Annotated in this window: 15 protein-coding genes; 3 read left to right on the plus strand and 12 right to left on the minus strand. The window is 51.9% G+C overall.

What is annotated here, in order from left to right:
- Positions 1–9 precede the first annotated feature (9 nt).
- Positions 10–1,002, minus strand: a complete 993-nt coding sequence (pldB, locus tag GC128_RS21035; RefSeq protein ID WP_151995936.1) for a lysophospholipase L2 — start codon at positions 1,000–1,002, stop codon at positions 10–12.
- A gap of 79 nt (positions 1,003–1,081) precedes the next feature.
- Between pldB and rhtB the strand changes: the two genes are divergently transcribed.
- Positions 1,082–1,702, plus strand: coding sequence for a homoserine/homoserine lactone efflux protein (gene rhtB, locus GC128_RS21040; protein WP_151995937.1), 621 nt, complete (start codon positions 1,082–1,084; stop codon positions 1,700–1,702).
- A 135-nt stretch (positions 1,703–1,837) separates the two neighbouring features.
- Here the strand turns inward: rhtB and rhtC are convergent, their stop codons facing one another.
- The 3 genes from rhtC to pldA all read right to left on the minus strand — a co-directional run bounded on the left by rhtC (position 1,838) and on the right by pldA (position 5,352).
- Complete coding sequence (gene rhtC / locus GC128_RS21045; RefSeq protein ID WP_151995938.1) at positions 1,838–2,458, minus strand: threonine export protein RhtC; 621 nt, start codon at positions 2,456–2,458, stop codon at positions 1,838–1,840.
- Between the two features lie 167 nt (positions 2,459–2,625).
- The gene (recQ, locus tag GC128_RS21050) at positions 2,626–4,452 is read right to left on the minus strand and encodes an ATP-dependent DNA helicase RecQ (protein ID WP_151995939.1); all 1,827 of its coding nucleotides are present in this window, start codon (positions 4,450–4,452) and stop codon (positions 2,626–2,628) included.
- A 30-nt stretch (positions 4,453–4,482) separates the two neighbouring features.
- Entirely contained in the window at positions 4,483–5,352 is an 870-nt protein-coding gene (gene pldA / locus GC128_RS21055) for a phospholipase A (RefSeq protein WP_151995940.1), read from the minus strand.
- Between the two features lie 296 nt (positions 5,353–5,648).
- Here pldA and GC128_RS21060 point away from each other — a divergent pair, with 296 nt between their 5' ends.
- Together GC128_RS21060 and rarD are read left to right on the plus strand one after the other, a co-directional pair.
- Positions 5,649–6,119 (plus strand): thioesterase family protein, encoded by a 471-nt coding sequence (locus tag GC128_RS21060; protein WP_064515204.1) that lies wholly within the window; start codon positions 5,649–5,651, stop codon positions 6,117–6,119.
- 51 nt (positions 6,120–6,170) lie between these two features.
- Positions 6,171–7,085 (plus strand): EamA family transporter RarD, encoded by a 915-nt coding sequence (gene rarD / locus GC128_RS21065; protein ID WP_151995941.1) that lies wholly within the window; start codon positions 6,171–6,173, stop codon positions 7,083–7,085.
- A 36-nt stretch (positions 7,086–7,121) separates the two neighbouring features.
- Here the strand turns inward: rarD and corA are convergent, their stop codons facing one another.
- From corA to lptM, 8 genes are all read right to left on the minus strand, one after another.
- Positions 7,122–8,072, minus strand: a complete 951-nt coding sequence (corA, locus tag GC128_RS21070; protein WP_034461684.1) for a magnesium/cobalt transporter CorA — start codon at positions 8,070–8,072, stop codon at positions 7,122–7,124.
- 163 nt (positions 8,073–8,235) lie between these two features.
- Positions 8,236–8,292: a YsgD/CorL family protein gene (ysgD, locus tag GC128_RS23335; RefSeq protein WP_367597360.1), complete on the minus strand. Its 57-nt coding sequence runs from the start codon at positions 8,290–8,292 to the stop codon at positions 8,236–8,238.
- 148 nt (positions 8,293–8,440) lie between these two features.
- Complete coding sequence (gene uvrD, locus GC128_RS21075) at positions 8,441–10,603, minus strand: DNA helicase II (protein ID WP_151995942.1); 2,163 nt, start codon at positions 10,601–10,603, stop codon at positions 8,441–8,443.
- A gap of 57 nt (positions 10,604–10,660) precedes the next feature.
- The gene (gene yigB, locus GC128_RS21080) at positions 10,661–11,377 is read right to left on the minus strand and encodes a 5-amino-6-(5-phospho-D-ribitylamino)uracil phosphatase YigB (protein ID WP_151995943.1); all 717 of its coding nucleotides are present in this window, start codon (positions 11,375–11,377) and stop codon (positions 10,661–10,663) included.
- Positions 11,377–12,282 carry a tyrosine recombinase XerC gene (xerC, locus tag GC128_RS21085; protein WP_151995944.1) on the minus strand — a complete coding sequence of 302 codons (906 nt, stop codon included), beginning with the start codon at positions 12,280–12,282 and terminating at the stop codon, positions 11,377–11,379. The genes yigB and xerC overlap by 1 nt, the downstream gene beginning before the upstream one ends.
- Positions 12,279–12,983, minus strand: coding sequence for a DUF484 domain-containing protein (locus GC128_RS21090; protein WP_151995945.1), 705 nt, complete (start codon positions 12,981–12,983; stop codon positions 12,279–12,281). The genes xerC and GC128_RS21090 overlap by 4 nt, the downstream gene beginning before the upstream one ends.
- Positions 12,980–13,804, minus strand: a complete 825-nt coding sequence (gene dapF, locus GC128_RS21095; RefSeq protein ID WP_151995946.1) for a diaminopimelate epimerase — start codon at positions 13,802–13,804, stop codon at positions 12,980–12,982. Before dapF ends, GC128_RS21090 begins: the two co-directional genes overlap by 4 nt.
- A gap of 38 nt (positions 13,805–13,842) precedes the next feature.
- Complete coding sequence (gene lptM, locus GC128_RS21100) at positions 13,843–14,049, minus strand: LPS translocon maturation chaperone LptM (RefSeq protein ID WP_151995947.1); 207 nt, start codon at positions 14,047–14,049, stop codon at positions 13,843–13,845.
- Positions 14,050–14,104: the final 55 nt, after the last annotated feature.

Here is a 14,104-nt window from a genome sequence, read left to right on the forward strand (position 1 = left end):
AAATTCAGATTAATTATGCCTGTCAAAAAACGCGATGACGGCATTCAGCGCTTCGGTCCGCATATCGTCCTTTTCGAACAGGATCTCATGATACGCACCGTTTATGACGTAAGGTGTTTCCCCCTCACAAGGGTGGCCCGCCGCGGCGCGAATCTCACAGAATTGGTCATGCGCACGGTTATCTACGACGCGCTCCTCTTCTGCCTGCAGGATAAAAATCGGCGTGGTGATAGCAGTGGCTCCTGCTAAAACCTGTTCTCCTGCGAGTATCCCTTCTCTTACCCAGTGATTCGTTGGCCCGCCCAACCGCAATGCTGGCTCATCAGCATAAAAACGCAGGTTGCGGCGGTAACGTTCACGGCTATGGGTCAGGACATTAACGCTAAATGGTAATGCACGCCAGCGGCCTGTTCCGATTGCATAACCCTCACGAATACGCTGATGGCCTTCCGCCCAATCAAGAATATGGCGCACCATCCAGTCAGGCCAGCGCAAGGCGATACCAAACATCGGCGCACACAGCGCAACTGCATCAAAGCATTGTGAGTTTTTCTCAAGCCACAGCGTAATTATCGCGCCGCCCATGGAATGCGCTAACGCGTAGCGTTTTCTCCAGGGGCCGTTGGCAACTTCGTGCTGATAAAAGCGGTCAAAGTCGTCGACATAGTCGCTAAATTTCGCCACATGGCCACGATGCGAGTCCGAAAGCATGCGTCCGGAACGCCCTTGCCCACGGTGGTCGATAATTAAAATATCGAACCCGCAATGGAAAAGATCGTAAGCCAGTTCGGCATATTTGACGTAACTTTCGATACGGCCAGGGCAAACGACAATGACCCTATCGTGATTCTGCGCGCGAAAGCGTACGTAGCGTACCGGCACTTCGTCGACGCCTGAAAATTCACACTCTTCGCGCTGCCGCCAGAAGTCCATCAACGGACCCGTGGTGAAAGCCGCAAAGGCGTTTTCCCTGTTTGACCATCCATTTTTATGCTGAGTCATATCGCTTTTTTGTGATTCGTAGCACGCTCATCAACAATAGCGTATTGTGGCATAAAAGTGTTCGATCAGGGAATTTCACATGAGCATCGAGTGGTGGTTTACCTATCTCGTAACCACATTAATTCTGAGTCTGTCACCCGGTTCCGGGGCAATTAATACCATGACCACCGCCATTAGCCACGGCTATCGGGGGGCTGCCGCGTCGATTGCCGGGCTGCAAACGGGGCTTGCGATTCATATTGTGCTGGTTGGGATTGGGCTTGGTGCGCTGTTCTCACACTCGTTGCTGGCTTTTGAAATTTTGAAATGGGCGGGTGCCGCTTATCTTGTCTGGCTTGGTATTCAGCAATGGCGTGCCGCGGGTGCGTTGGACTTGAATACTCTGGCGACTACCCAACCACGCAGCCGTCTGTTTAAGCGCGCGGTTTTTGTGAATCTCACAAACCCAAAAAGCATCGTCTTTCTTGCTGCACTTTTCCCGCAGTTTATCTCTCCACACGAGCCACAGGCGGTGCAGTATTTAGTACTCGGCGTGACCACGGTAGTAGTCGATATTATTGTGATGATTGGCTATGCGACGCTTGCGACACGTATTGCAGGCTGGATTAAGGGGCCGCGTCAGATGAAGGCATTGAACAGAGTTTTTGGTTCGCTATTTATGTTGGTTGGCGCACTCCTTGCGGGAGCACGCCAGGCTTAATACCCGTCATACTTCAAGTTGCAGGGGTGTTGACTGCACTCACAAACCCCAGTCACTTACTCAAGTAAGCTCCTGGGGATTTGCTCCCTGGCCGCCTACCTGCAACTCGAATTATTTAGGGTATCTCAGAAAAAATTAACGGGAAATAATCAGGTGGATGCCGAATCCGGCAAACAACGCACCGGCTGTGCCGTCAATCCATTTCGCAAGGCGCTGGTAACCCCGGCGCATTTGCGGCATAGCGAACAGGCTGGCGACCACGGTAAACCAGGCAAAGGTTTCCAGCGCGATCATCACAAATAAACCCCAGCGTTCAGCACTTCCCACATCATTGCCCACGAACAGCGAGAACACGCTGCCGAAGTAAATAATGGCTTTAGGGTTCGACAGGTTGGTCAGCAGCCCTTTCAGGAAGCTGCGGCCACCATGTGCCAGTTCTACAGCGGGTAATTCCTCGGAAGGCTTCTCTTTCCTCAGTGCGCTGCGCAGCATCTGGTAACCCATCCAGCACAGATACAAACCACCGCCCACCATGATAATGCTGTGCAGCCAGGCCATTTTTTCCAGGATCAGATTCAGGCCAAGCAAAGCCACGCCAGACCAAACCATAACGCCGCCGGTAATACCCAGTACGCCCATCATGGCTTCTTTGCGGGAACGGCTAACGGCAGTTTGCGATACGAAGAAGAAGTCCGGGCCAGGGGTGATGAGCGCAACGATGTGTAATACCGCTACGGTCAGAAAAAGCGTCAACATAAGAAAGCTCGCTGGATAATTAATTGGACAATAACTATACCCTAAATACTTCGAGTTGCAGGTAGGCGGCTAGGGAACTTATCCCCAGGAGCTTACATAAGTAAGTGACTGGGGTAAGTGAGTGCAGCCAACACCCCTGCAGCTTGAAGAATGAAGGGTATTGGCTACTACTCATCTTCGCCATCAACATGGCTGCGAATAAGTGCCATAAACTCACGCCCAAAGCGTTCAAGTTTACGCGTACCTACACCGTTAACTCCTAGCATTTCACCAGGCGTAATCGGCATTTGTTCGGCCATTTCGATAAGCGTGGCGTCGTTAAACACCACATACGGCGGGATATTCTCCTCGTCGGCAATAGCTTTACGTAACTTACGCAATTTGGCGAATAGCTTACGATCGTAGTTTCCGCCAAACACTTTCGGGCTGGATTTCGATTTGATGGCCACAATACGTGGCACCGCAAGCATTAAGGGTTCTTCGCCACGCAAGAATGGTCGAGCCGCTGCGGTGAGTTGCAACGCGGAGTGCTGAGCAATATTTTGTGTCACCACGCCGAGGTGAATTAACTGGCGGATAACGCTGACCCAATGCTCGTGCGTCTGGTCACGACCAATGCCGTAGACTGGTAATTTATCGTGCTGAAACTCGCGAATACGCTGATTATTGGCACCACGCAGGACTTCCACGACATAACCCATACCAAAGCGCTGATTGACACGATAAATACAGGACAGTGCTTTTTGCGCATCCACCAGCCCGTCGTAACGGCGCGGTGGATCGAGGCAAACATCGCAGTTGCCACAAGATTGCTGGCGACCTTCACCAAAATAATTCAGCAACACCAAACGGCGGCAGGTTTGCGCTTCGGCAAACGCGCCCATTGCATTGAGTTTGTGGCGCTCAATATCCTGTAATTGCCCGACTGGTTTTTCCTCGAGGCATTTACGCAACCACGCCATATCAGCCGGATCGTAAAATAGCATCGCTTCCGCAGGCAGGCCATCACGCCCGGCACGGCCCGTTTCCTGGTAATAGGATTCGATATTGCGTGGGATGTCGAAGTGCGCGACAAAACGGACGTTGGGTTTATTGATGCCCATACCGAAGGCGACGGTCGCAACCACGATTTGCAGGTCATCACGTTGGAATTTTTCCTGCACTTCCGCACGCACATGGTGTTCAAGCCCTGCATGATAAGCCCCGGCGCTGATACCTTTGCTTTGCAAACGCGCAGCTGTGTCTTCCACTTTGGCGCGGCTGCCACAGTAAATAATGCCGGATTTCCCGCGTTGTTCTTGCACGTAGCGCATCAGCTGATCGAGAGGTTTAAACTTCTCCATCAGCATGTAGCGAATGTTCGGGCGGTCAAAGCTACTGATTTGAATTAGCGGGTCATGCAGGCCTAACAGGCGAACAATGTCCGCGCGCGTTGTGTCATCAGCCGTAGCAGTTAAGGCAATGAATGGCACCGAAGGCAAGCGCTGGCGCAATTGGCCAAGCGCTGCATATTCCGGGCGGAAATCGTGTCCCCACTGCGAAATACAGTGCGCCTCATCAACCGCAACCATCGACAAGTGCCACTGGCTGATTTGGTCGATGAAGTTATCCATCATCAACCGTTCAGGTGCGATGTATAACAGGCGAATCTGCCCGGAACGGCAGCCCGCCATCACTTCTTGTTGCTGTTCGCGATTTTGAGTGGAGTTAAGACACGCTGCCGCAACACCGTTTGCCAACAACTGATCAACCTGGTCTTTCATCAGGGAAATCAGCGGCGAGACAACGACCGTCAGCCCGCCAAATACCAATGCGGGGATTTGATAGCACAGGGATTTGCCACCGCCGGTCGGCATGACAACCAGGCAATCACGCCCTTCCAGCACCGTTTCGATGATGGCTTCCTGACCCGGGCGGAACTGTTGATAGCCGAAGGTATCTTGCAAAACCTGTCTGGCCAGTACTGCCTGATTAATTACTTCCGCCTGTGTCACGCTTTCCACACCACTAAAACCGCCAAATTTTTAGAACAGATCGTTAAGCATAACGCCGACACCGAAGCGTGTCTGGTTAAAGTTGTAATCAATTAATGACTCGCCGTAACCGCTGTAAAGCTGGGTATATAGACGTACGTGCTTAGTGACCGGATAACTAAAACCTAATTCACCGCCGCCGTAGCCGGTATTCCAGTTGTACTGCCCTTTCATACTCAGAATCGCATCGCCAAACTGGTAGCCCACGCGTAATTGGTAGTAGCCCAGGTATTTGGTGATATCCGGATTATCGTCGGTGCTGCCAATCACATACCACGGCTTCACTTCAACCATCCAGTTACCGTGCTCAGCCATCAGACGCGTGTATAAACGGTTCCAGCTACGGGATGTTGGGTCTGAACGGCCGTTGGAGTCGTGGTTATAACCAAACTCGACATCGCGTAATGTCCAACCGGCAAAAGATTCATCGGTCGCAAAACCGAGGAAAAGCTGCGGTTCATAGTTGGTTTCACGGAAAGGAGAAGACTCTCCACTGTTGGACAACTGCCACCAGGATTTTTGGGTATATGAGCCACCCAACACTGAGTTTGGCCCCAGAATGCCGCGCCAGATAGGGAACGCGAGGCTAAGCTGGAATTTTACTTCGTCTTTCCGGGCATTATCAGACCAGTTATAACTGCGGATCGCTTCTTTATTAAGATCATCCGTCACCGTATAAATCAGATAGTTAGTTTCATACGGGTAAAGTGTGAATGGATTGTCATGTTCCAGAAGCATATTCGCAATGATGCTGCCACGCACAGCCGGTTTATCATGCACTTGCTTTATGGTCGCTTCAGCTGCGTTAGCCATAGAAGGAAGCAGGCATGCCGCCATCAGCCATCCTAGATACTTGCGCATCAATGGTGTTCTCCTGAAAGAAAAGGTTTCAAATTATTATCAGGGACACATTCTACATAGTTCTTAATCTGGACGCTCGGTCTACAGTTCTTAAAGTAGCAATCAACGATTGTGAAGCATAAAATACACAATTAATTAACATTATGCCCAAGCTACTTCAAGATTCAGGTAGGCGGCAATCGAATGAATCCCGATGAGCTTACTCAAGTAAGTGATTCGGGTGAATGAGAGCAGCCAACAACCCTGCATCTTGAAGGGCGAAGGGTATGTGATTTTGTATTGATCGAGGATGATCCATGTCTACCCCATTTTTGACCCCTGAAGCCGCTCTGCAACTGGTCGGTGAAATCTTTGTTTATCACATGCCATTTAATCGGGCGCTGGGCCTGGAGCTTATCCGTTACGAGAAGGACTACGCCGAGCTTTGCTTCAACAATCAGCCGATGATGGTAGGAAATTGGGCGCAAAGTATTTTGCATGGCGGGGTGATTGCGTCATCGCTGGATGTCGCGGCAGGCCTGGTGTGCGTGGGCAGCACATTGACTCGCCATGACAGTATCAGCGAGGAAGAACTGCGCCAGCGACTGTCGAAAATGGGCACCATCGACCTGCGTGTCGATTACCTGCGTCCGGGGCGCGGGCAACGTTTCACCGCCAGCAGCACCCTTCTACGTGCAGGCCGCAAAGTGGCCGTGGCACGCGTGGAATTACACAACGAAGATCAATTGCATATCGCCAGTGCGACCGCTACCTACATGGTGGGGTGATGTAATTATTGCTGATACAATTAGGACACTATTCATCAACGAGTTCTTTTCATGGATGCGAAACAAACCCGTCAGGGCGTATTACTAGCACTGGCGGCGTATTTTATGTGGGGCATCGCACCTGCTTACTTCAAATTAATCCACTATGTTCCGGCTGATGAAATTCTGACGCATCGCGTGATTTGGTCATTCTTCTTTATGGTGGTGTTAATTAGCCTTAGCCGCCAGTGGCCTCAGGTAAAGAGATCCTGTCAGAACCGCAAAAAGGTATTCGCCATGGCACTCTCCGCGGTGCTCATCGGCGGTAACTGGCTGCTCTTCATCTGGGCGGTGAATAACAACCACATGCTCGAGGCAAGCCTGGGTTATTTTATCAACCCGCTGGTTAACGTGCTATTGGGGATGATTTTCCTCGGTGAGCGCTTTCGCAGAATGCAGTGGGTCGCCGTTGGCCTTGCCGCTTGTGGTGTTCTGGTTCAGCTTTGGACATTCGGCTCGCTACCAATCATCGCTCTTGGCCTTGCATTTAGCTTCGCGTTTTACGGGCTGGTGCGTAAGAAAATTGCCGTGGATGCGCAGACCGGCATGCTGGTTGAAACGCTGTGGCTGCTGCCAATTGCCGCGATTTACCTGTTTGGCATCGCCGATAGTTCCACCAGCCATATGGGGCAAAACCCGATGTCGCTGAACCTGATGTTGATTGCGGCAGGTGTGGTCACCACGATTCCGTTGCTGTGCTTTACCGCAGCGGCGACGCGTTTGCGCCTCTCGACGCTGGGCTTCTTCCAGTACATCGGCCCGACGTTAATGTTCCTGTTGGCGGTGACGTTCTACGGTGAAGTCGTCGGCAAAGACAAGCTCCTGACCTTCGGTTTTATCTGGGCAGCGCTGGCGCTGTTTATTCTGGATGCTATTTATACGCAACGAAACTCGCGGATAGCAGCGCGCGCGGTCGCACAGAAGTAAAAAAGGGAGCCAATCGGCTCCCTTCTCGTTTTCATCTCACAACCAGTTTTTACGCTTGAAGTAGAGATATGGAGCCAGGCCCGCGAGGATCATCACGATAATCGCCGCCGGGTAGCCGAAGCTCAGTTTCAACTCGGGCATAAACTCAAAGTTCATCCCGTAGCTGGATGCCACAAGCGTTGGCGGTAGGAATACAACGGATACAACCGAGAAGATCTTGATGATGCGGTTCTGCTCAATGTTGATAAAGCCCATCGCCGCCTGCATCAGGAAGTTCACTTTCTGGAAAAGGGATTCGTTGTGTGGCAACAGGGATTCGATATCTCGCAGAATTTCACGAGCCTGCTCAAGCTGCCCGCTCGGCAAACGCGCTTTACGCACAAGGAAGTTAAGAGCGCGTTGGGTATCCATCAGACATAAACGGACTTTCCAGCCGATATCTTCAAGCTCAGCAAGCGTTGAAAGTGCTGCATCATACTCATCGCCCTGGTGCCCTTCCATGATTACACGGCTGAGTTTTTCCAGGTCGCTATAAATGTTTTCGATTTCGTCTGCCAGCTGTTCGATTTTGGTTTCAAACAGGTCGAGCAGTAATTCGTACGCATTGCCGTCCACCATGTTCTGGCTGCGGGCACGCATGCGATAAAGGCGAAATGCAGGTAATTCACGCTCACGCAGCGTAAACAGGCGGCCTTCACGAATGGTAAATGCCACGGTGCTGTTGCCCGCGTGATCGTCAGCATCTTCGTAAAAGAAGAATGAGTGGATGTGCAAACCGTCTTCGTCTTCAAAGAAACGCGCGGATGCTTCGATGTCTTCCAGTTCCGGGCGGGTTGCCAGGCTTTGACCAAGTTCCGTTTGCACGCGCTGACGCTCGCTCTCTTCAGGCTCGACCAAATCAACCCAAACAGAATTGCTCAGGTTATCGGTCTCATCTAATTCAAGACGGGACAGACGATTGTTTTCCAGTTGAAATGCGCTCAGCATGACCGGTACTCCCAATGCAAAAAATATCAGGGACAGTTCGGTTGGCACACAGACAGAAACTAACTAGGTTTCAGACCATTAAAAAGTCTGACTCATTGCGACGGGATATACGAGATATAAGGTCGCCGACAACCACTAAGGCTATCAGCATTCGAGGATAGCCTTAGAAGTTGTACCTGGATGACAGGTTATTGAGCCAGTATTTACTGGGTGTGTCCAAGGCGAGTGTCCTCTTAGCGTAATCGTGCGCGCATGTTACGCCACCATAAATATGGCGTCAACACGCAACGGGACACCATGGAGTAATAAACTATGGTGATATTTATAAGGTAGCAAAAGCGTGAAAAACGATGAGTTAACTCGCTAATTTATACTGATTCAAGGCGTGCATAAGCAGCAACTAACCACTTAATTCCCTGCCCCGGGAATGCCACTTGAATACGGCTGTGTTCACCGCTCCCTTCCAGGTTAACGACCGTGCCTTCACCAAATTTTGCATGGCGTACACGCTGCCCGAGTTTAAAGCCTGAATCATTCTCAGAGATTGGCGTGCCCATGCGTTGGTGGCTGACCGGGCGGCTGATACTGGCACGCAGTCGAACTTCTTCCACGCAGTTTTCTGGCAGTTCACCAATGAAACGTGACGGGCGGTGATAAACTTCTTTGCCATACAGACGGCGGGTTTCAGCGTAGGTCAGTGTCAGTTTTTGCATCGCACGTGTTACGCCAACGTAGGCCAGGCGGCGTTCTTCTTCCAGGCGGCCACCTTCATCGAGCGACATCTGGCTTGGGAACATCCCCTCTTCCATGCCGACGATAAACACCTGCGGGAATTCCAAACCTTTCGCCGAGTGCAGTGTCATTAATTGCACCGCATCTTGCCAGGTGTCGGCTTGCCCTTCACCGGCTTCGAGCGCTGCGTGCGACAAGAACGCCTGCAATGGCATCAGATCTTCGTCTTCATCCTGATAGCTGAACTGCCGCGTTGCCGTGACCAGTTCTTCTAAGTTTTCGATTCGCGTCTGGCCCTTCTCGCCCTTTTCCTGCTCGTACATCACCATCAAGCCCGAATCTTTGATAACCCGGTCAGTTTGTACGTGCAGCGGCATGTCGATGGTTTCATGTGCCAGCGCGTCGATAAGTTCCATGAAGCGTTGCAACGCAGAAGCGGCACGGCCTGCTAACGCTTTTTCCTGAAGCAACAAGCGGCAGGCTTGCCACATTGTCAGTTGCTGGTCGCGCGATGTCTGGCGCACCACGTCTAATGTGCGGTCGCCGATGCCACGCGTTGGCGTGTTAACCACGCGCTCAAACGCTGCGTCATCATTGCGGTTAGCAATCAGGCGCAGATACGAGAGCGCATCTTTGATTTCCTGACGTTCGAAGAAGCGCATGCCGCCATAGATGCGGTACGGCATGCCGACCTGCAATAACGCCTCTTCCAGCACACGCGATTGGGCGTTGCTGCGATAGAGAATGGCGCATTGCTCGAGCGCTCCACCAGCTTCCTGCCACGTTTTGATGCGGTTAACCACGAAACGCGCTTCATCTAATTCGTTAAATGCGCAATACAGTGAGATTGGCTCGCCGTCGCTGCCATCCGTCCACAGCTCTTTGCCTAAACGACCTGAGTTGTTCGCAATCAGGGCGTTGGCGGCATTCAGAATGTTATTGGTTGAGCGGTAGTTTTGCTCAAGGCGGATGGTTTGTGCGCCAGGGAAATCGGTCAGGAAGCGTTGGATATTCTCAACTTGCGCGCCGCGCCAGCCGTAGATTGACTGGTCATCATCACCAACAATCATCACTTTGCCTGTATCACCTGCCAACATGCGAATCCATGCGTACTGGATGCTGTTGGTATCCTGGAATTCGTCCACCAGAATATTGGTGAAGCGTTCGCGGTAGTGATTAAGAATGTGTGGCTTGTTCAGCCAGAGTTCATGAGCACGCAGCAATAGTTCGGCAAAGTCCAGAAGCCCAGCGCGATCGCAGGCTTCCTGATACGCCTGATACACTTTTTGCCAGGTTTGCTCGACCGGGTTACCATAACTTTCAATGTGATGTGGGCGTAGGCCTTCATCTTTTTTGCCGTTGATAAACCACATTGCCTGCCGTGCAGGCCACTGTTTATCGTCGAGATTCATGGCTTTAATCAGGCGCTTTAACAAACGCAGCTGATCTTCGCTGTCCAGTATTTGGAAATCCTGCGGCAGGTTGGCGTCCATGTGATGTGCACGCAGCAAGCGGTGCGCGAGACCATGGAAAGTACCTACCCACATGCCGCCCTGGCTGGTTCCCATCAACTGACTGATACGGTGGCGCATTTCAGCCGCCGCTTTGTTGGTAAACGTCACCGCCATAATCGAATATGGCGAGCAGTTTTCCACGCTAATTAACCACGCAATACGGTGCACCAATACACGCGTCTTACCGCTTCCTGCACCAGCCAGTACCAGCATGTTGCTACGCGTGGCCGCGACGGCTTCGCGCTGTTTGTCATTGAGGCTGTCGAGCAGGTAAGAAACGTCCATTGGCACCGCCGTTGAGGAGATAAAAATATACTGTGATTTTATACAGAATTAATCAGATTATATCAGCGCGGTGAGGGATGCCAACTGCGAAATTTCCAGATGTGGCAATAAGCGGCTGTCATCAATCTGCATTAGGTCGCCATCGCGCAGATTTATCCAACAAGCCTGCATACCACAGCGAACAGCCCCTGCAACATCAGTAGTCAGGTCATCACCTACGTGCAGAATATGGCCGAGCGGAACATTGAGCTTTTCTGCTGCGAGATGATACATATCATTAAATGGTTTGGATCGCCCATGAGGGCCGGCGCGCAGCACAAACTTAAAGTATTGATCGAGGCCGAAAAGATGTGGCTCAGCGTTACCGTTGGTAATCGCCACCAGCGGCCATTTTTCGGCGAGTTTCGCTAACGTGTCGTGCGTTTCTTGCGGCACGTCGATTTGGCTGCGCCAATGGGCAAAGTTCTCCATCGAAGCTTGTGCGCCTGCGGCGGCTTCTTCCGCTGATAATCCGACATCTAACATGGCTTGCTCTACAGCACGACGACGCCATTCGGTGACATCGTGGTAAATATCCGGTTCTGCGAGGCGCAACGCATGGCGAATGTGCAAAAAATCAGGGCGTTGCAGATGGTTTAGCTTCGGATGGTAGTTCTGCACAAAGCTCATTGATTCGCGCTCGGTGCGCATAATCACTTCGCGGTTGTCGTAGAGCGTGTCGTCGAGATCAAAAGTGAGCGCGGCAATAGGCCCAAGTGGGCGATAAAAATGCATTACGATTTCCCTCGTTTAGCGCGTGGATGCGCAGCATCATACACTGAGGCTAAGTGTTGGAAGTCGAGATGGGTATAGATTTGCGTCGTGGAAAGGTTGGCGTGGCCTAATAACTCCTGCACACCGCGCAGATCCCCGCTCGATTCCAGCATATGCGTGGCAAATGAATGGCGCAGTTTATGAGGATGCACATGGCTGTTTAGCCCCTGTTTTATCCCCCACTCGCTAAAACGTTTTTGGACGTTACGTGTCGAGATACGCTTCCCCTGTTTGGAGAGAAATAACGCATCGTCGTCCGGACCAAAAAGCTCGCGCAGATCAAGCCAGTGCTCAACCCAGGTAACAGCAGATTTCCCCACGGGCACCCGGCGCTCTTTGCTACCTTTACCTATCACCCACACTTCACCTGTCGTCAGATCAATGTGGCGGCAATCCATATTAACCAGCTCTGAAAGACGCAGCCCAGCACCGTACATCACCTCCAGCATCGCGCGATCACGCACGGCAAGTGGGTCGTTGATGTCGATATCCAGCAGGCGACTAACATCATCGACGTCGATATTTTTTGGCAGGTGGCGGCCTGCTTTCGGCGTAGTAATGCCTTTTGCGGGATTAGCTTTGAGCTCACCCTGGCTGACACACCAGTCGAAGAAACTACGGAGCGCGGAAAGACGTAATGCCAGGCTTGATGACCCGAGGCCCGCTTTGCGGCTGCGAACCGTGATTGAACGAACCGCGGCGGCATCACACTGCTGCCAGGTGCTCATGTTCATCTCGCCCGCCAGGGTGATTATTGCGGTCAGTTGGCGGCCATAGTTGAGCAGTGTCAGCGGGCTTAACTGGCGCTCTACTTTCAGGTAGCGCAGAAAGCCATCGACTAAAGGTTGCAGTGGGAAGGCCGTCATACTCGCTCGACCCAGCGCTCCAGCAAGTCTGGCAACATCAGGGCCAGTTCGTGAAGTAATTGTGTGCCTTGCCCTTCCTGGTAATGCTGAGGATCGCGGCTACTGAAAACCAGCACGCCTAAATCTGCGTCACTACCCATCAGAGACACGGCCACTGAACCAATGGCTTTCGCCTGAGGTAAAACCACCAGTAATTCAGGGCCATTTAACGGCCCCAAATAATGCTGACGATCCCCAAGACGTTGAATACGCAACGACTCGAAAGCCTGCCGATTCAGTGCCAAATGGGTAAAATCAGAAGGAGCACCAATCCGCCAACGGTCCGCAAAAAGACGCACATTTGCGCCAGCCAGACCCGTTTCGCGCGCCCAACGGTGCAAGCGGTTAAGCATTTCCTGCAAACTAGTGGCAGAAGCCAGACGGCCCTGCAACTTCAGTAAGCGATAGAACAAACCTTCGTTGGCACTCGCCTGCTCCATCAGCAAGGTCATGTTTTCTTCAAGGAAATTGATATGGTTACGGCTACGTGCCATATGCCACTCAACCAACGAAACAGTGCCGCGTACCGGATGCGGCACTTGCATCTGTTCTACATGTTGGGCGTTACGAATAAAGAAATCGGGATGACGCAGCAGATACTCCGCCACCATTCGGTCATCCAGTTCCAGTACGGCTTCTTGCTGTTCCTCGGCATTCTTCATAGATGTATAAATCCATCATAGACGTGGGCCGCTGGACCGGTCATAAACAACGGCGTTCCCGGCCCTTTCCAGGCGATATCAAGGCGGCCACCCGGTAGCTCAACGCGAACCTGCTCCGCCAGTATTCCCTGCAAGATACCCACGGCAACTGCGCCACAAGCGCCACTGCCACAAGCTTGAGTTTCTCCGGCTCCACGCTCAAAAACGCGCAGACGGATGTGTTCTTTGGTTACAACCTGCATAAAGCCGATGTTTGCACGCTCAGGAAAACGCTCATGGTTTTCCATCACTGGCCCCAACGTTTCCACCGCGGCCGTAGTCACATCATCAACCTGAATCACGCAATGCGGGTTACCCATCGACACGACGCCACACATAATGGTTTGTTCGGCGGCACGCATAATATAGGTCTTTTCCACTTTGTTTGCGCGGAACGGCACAGCAGAAGGCTCGAAATTAGGCTCGCCCATATTCACGCTTACCAACTCATCTTCCGTCACGCTGAGAACCATGCGGCCATTGGCGGTGCTGACGCGAATATCGCGTTTGTTGGTAAGACCTTTCAGGCGCACAAAGCGTGCAAAACAACGCGCGCCATTACCGCATTGCGAGACTTCACTGCCATCAGCGTTAAAAATACGATAATGGAAATCAAGGTCAGGATCGTATGGCGGTTCAACCACCAACAGCTGATCAAAACCCACTCCCAAATGCCTGTCGGCCAGACGGCGGATAAGCTCAGGGGAGAAATAGACGTTTTGAGTCACCGCGTCGACGACCATAAAGTCATTGCCAAGGCCATGCATCTTCGAAAACTGCATCTTCTGCTCCATATACGCGGCTACTTATTAATAATGTGCTAGTAGACAACCTGAGTCGGTGCGTTATCAGTACCACGATTATTACGATCTGGCGTGGTTGATTGCGGCTGTGGCTTAGGAGTGACCTGAGATGTAGGCTTGGTTTTACCGTCCGCAGGAGGGAAGTACAACGGCCCTTTAAGACCACAGCCAGAAAGGCTAAAAAGTGCCAGCACGAGTGCTAATGGGCAGAAAATTTTCTTCATTATTGAGATGCCTGTAATCCACTATTCTGCCTTCTATCATCGCAGGTGATCCCTG

Source organism: Buttiauxella massiliensis (assembly GCF_902500225.1).
GTDB classification, from domain to species: domain Bacteria; phylum Pseudomonadota; class Gammaproteobacteria; order Enterobacterales; family Enterobacteriaceae; genus Buttiauxella; species Buttiauxella massiliensis.

What these genes read in the sequence shown, in the direction of transcription:
- GC128_RS21090 (WP_151995945.1), bottom strand. Translation starts at nt 12,983, where the DNA reads ATGAAGAATGCCGAGGAACAGCAAGAAGCCGTACTGGAACTGGATGAC.
- GC128_RS21060 (WP_064515204.1), top strand. Translation starts at nt 5,649, where the DNA reads ATGTCTACCCCATTTTTGACCCCTGAAGCCGCTCTGCAACTGGTCGGT.
- uvrD (WP_151995942.1), bottom strand. Translation starts at nt 10,603, where the DNA reads ATGGACGTTTCTTACCTGCTCGACAGCCTCAATGACAAACAGCGCGAA.
- yigB (WP_151995943.1), bottom strand. Translation starts at nt 11,377, where the DNA reads ATGCATTTTTATCGCCCACTTGGGCCTATTGCCGCGCTCACTTTTGAT.
- dapF (WP_151995946.1), bottom strand. Translation starts at nt 13,804, where the DNA reads ATGCAGTTTTCGAAGATGCATGGCCTTGGCAATGACTTTATGGTCGTC.
- xerC (WP_151995944.1), bottom strand. Translation starts at nt 12,282, where the DNA reads ATGACGGCCTTCCCACTGCAACCTTTAGTCGATGGCTTTCTGCGCTAC.
- corA (WP_034461684.1), bottom strand. Translation starts at nt 8,072, where the DNA reads ATGCTGAGCGCATTTCAACTGGAAAACAATCGTCTGTCCCGTCTTGAA.
- rarD (WP_151995941.1), top strand. Translation starts at nt 6,171, where the DNA reads ATGGATGCGAAACAAACCCGTCAGGGCGTATTACTAGCACTGGCGGCG.
- rhtB (WP_151995937.1), top strand. Translation starts at nt 1,082, where the DNA reads ATGAGCATCGAGTGGTGGTTTACCTATCTCGTAACCACATTAATTCTG.
- pldA (WP_151995940.1), bottom strand. Translation starts at nt 5,352, where the DNA reads ATGCGCAAGTATCTAGGATGGCTGATGGCGGCATGCCTGCTTCCTTCT.
- lptM (WP_151995947.1), bottom strand. Translation starts at nt 14,049, where the DNA reads ATGAAGAAAATTTTCTGCCCATTAGCACTCGTGCTGGCACTTTTTAGC.
- rhtC (WP_151995938.1), bottom strand. Translation starts at nt 2,458, where the DNA reads ATGTTGACGCTTTTTCTGACCGTAGCGGTATTACACATCGTTGCGCTC.
- pldB (WP_151995936.1), bottom strand. Translation starts at nt 1,002, where the DNA reads ATGACTCAGCATAAAAATGGATGGTCAAACAGGGAAAACGCCTTTGCG.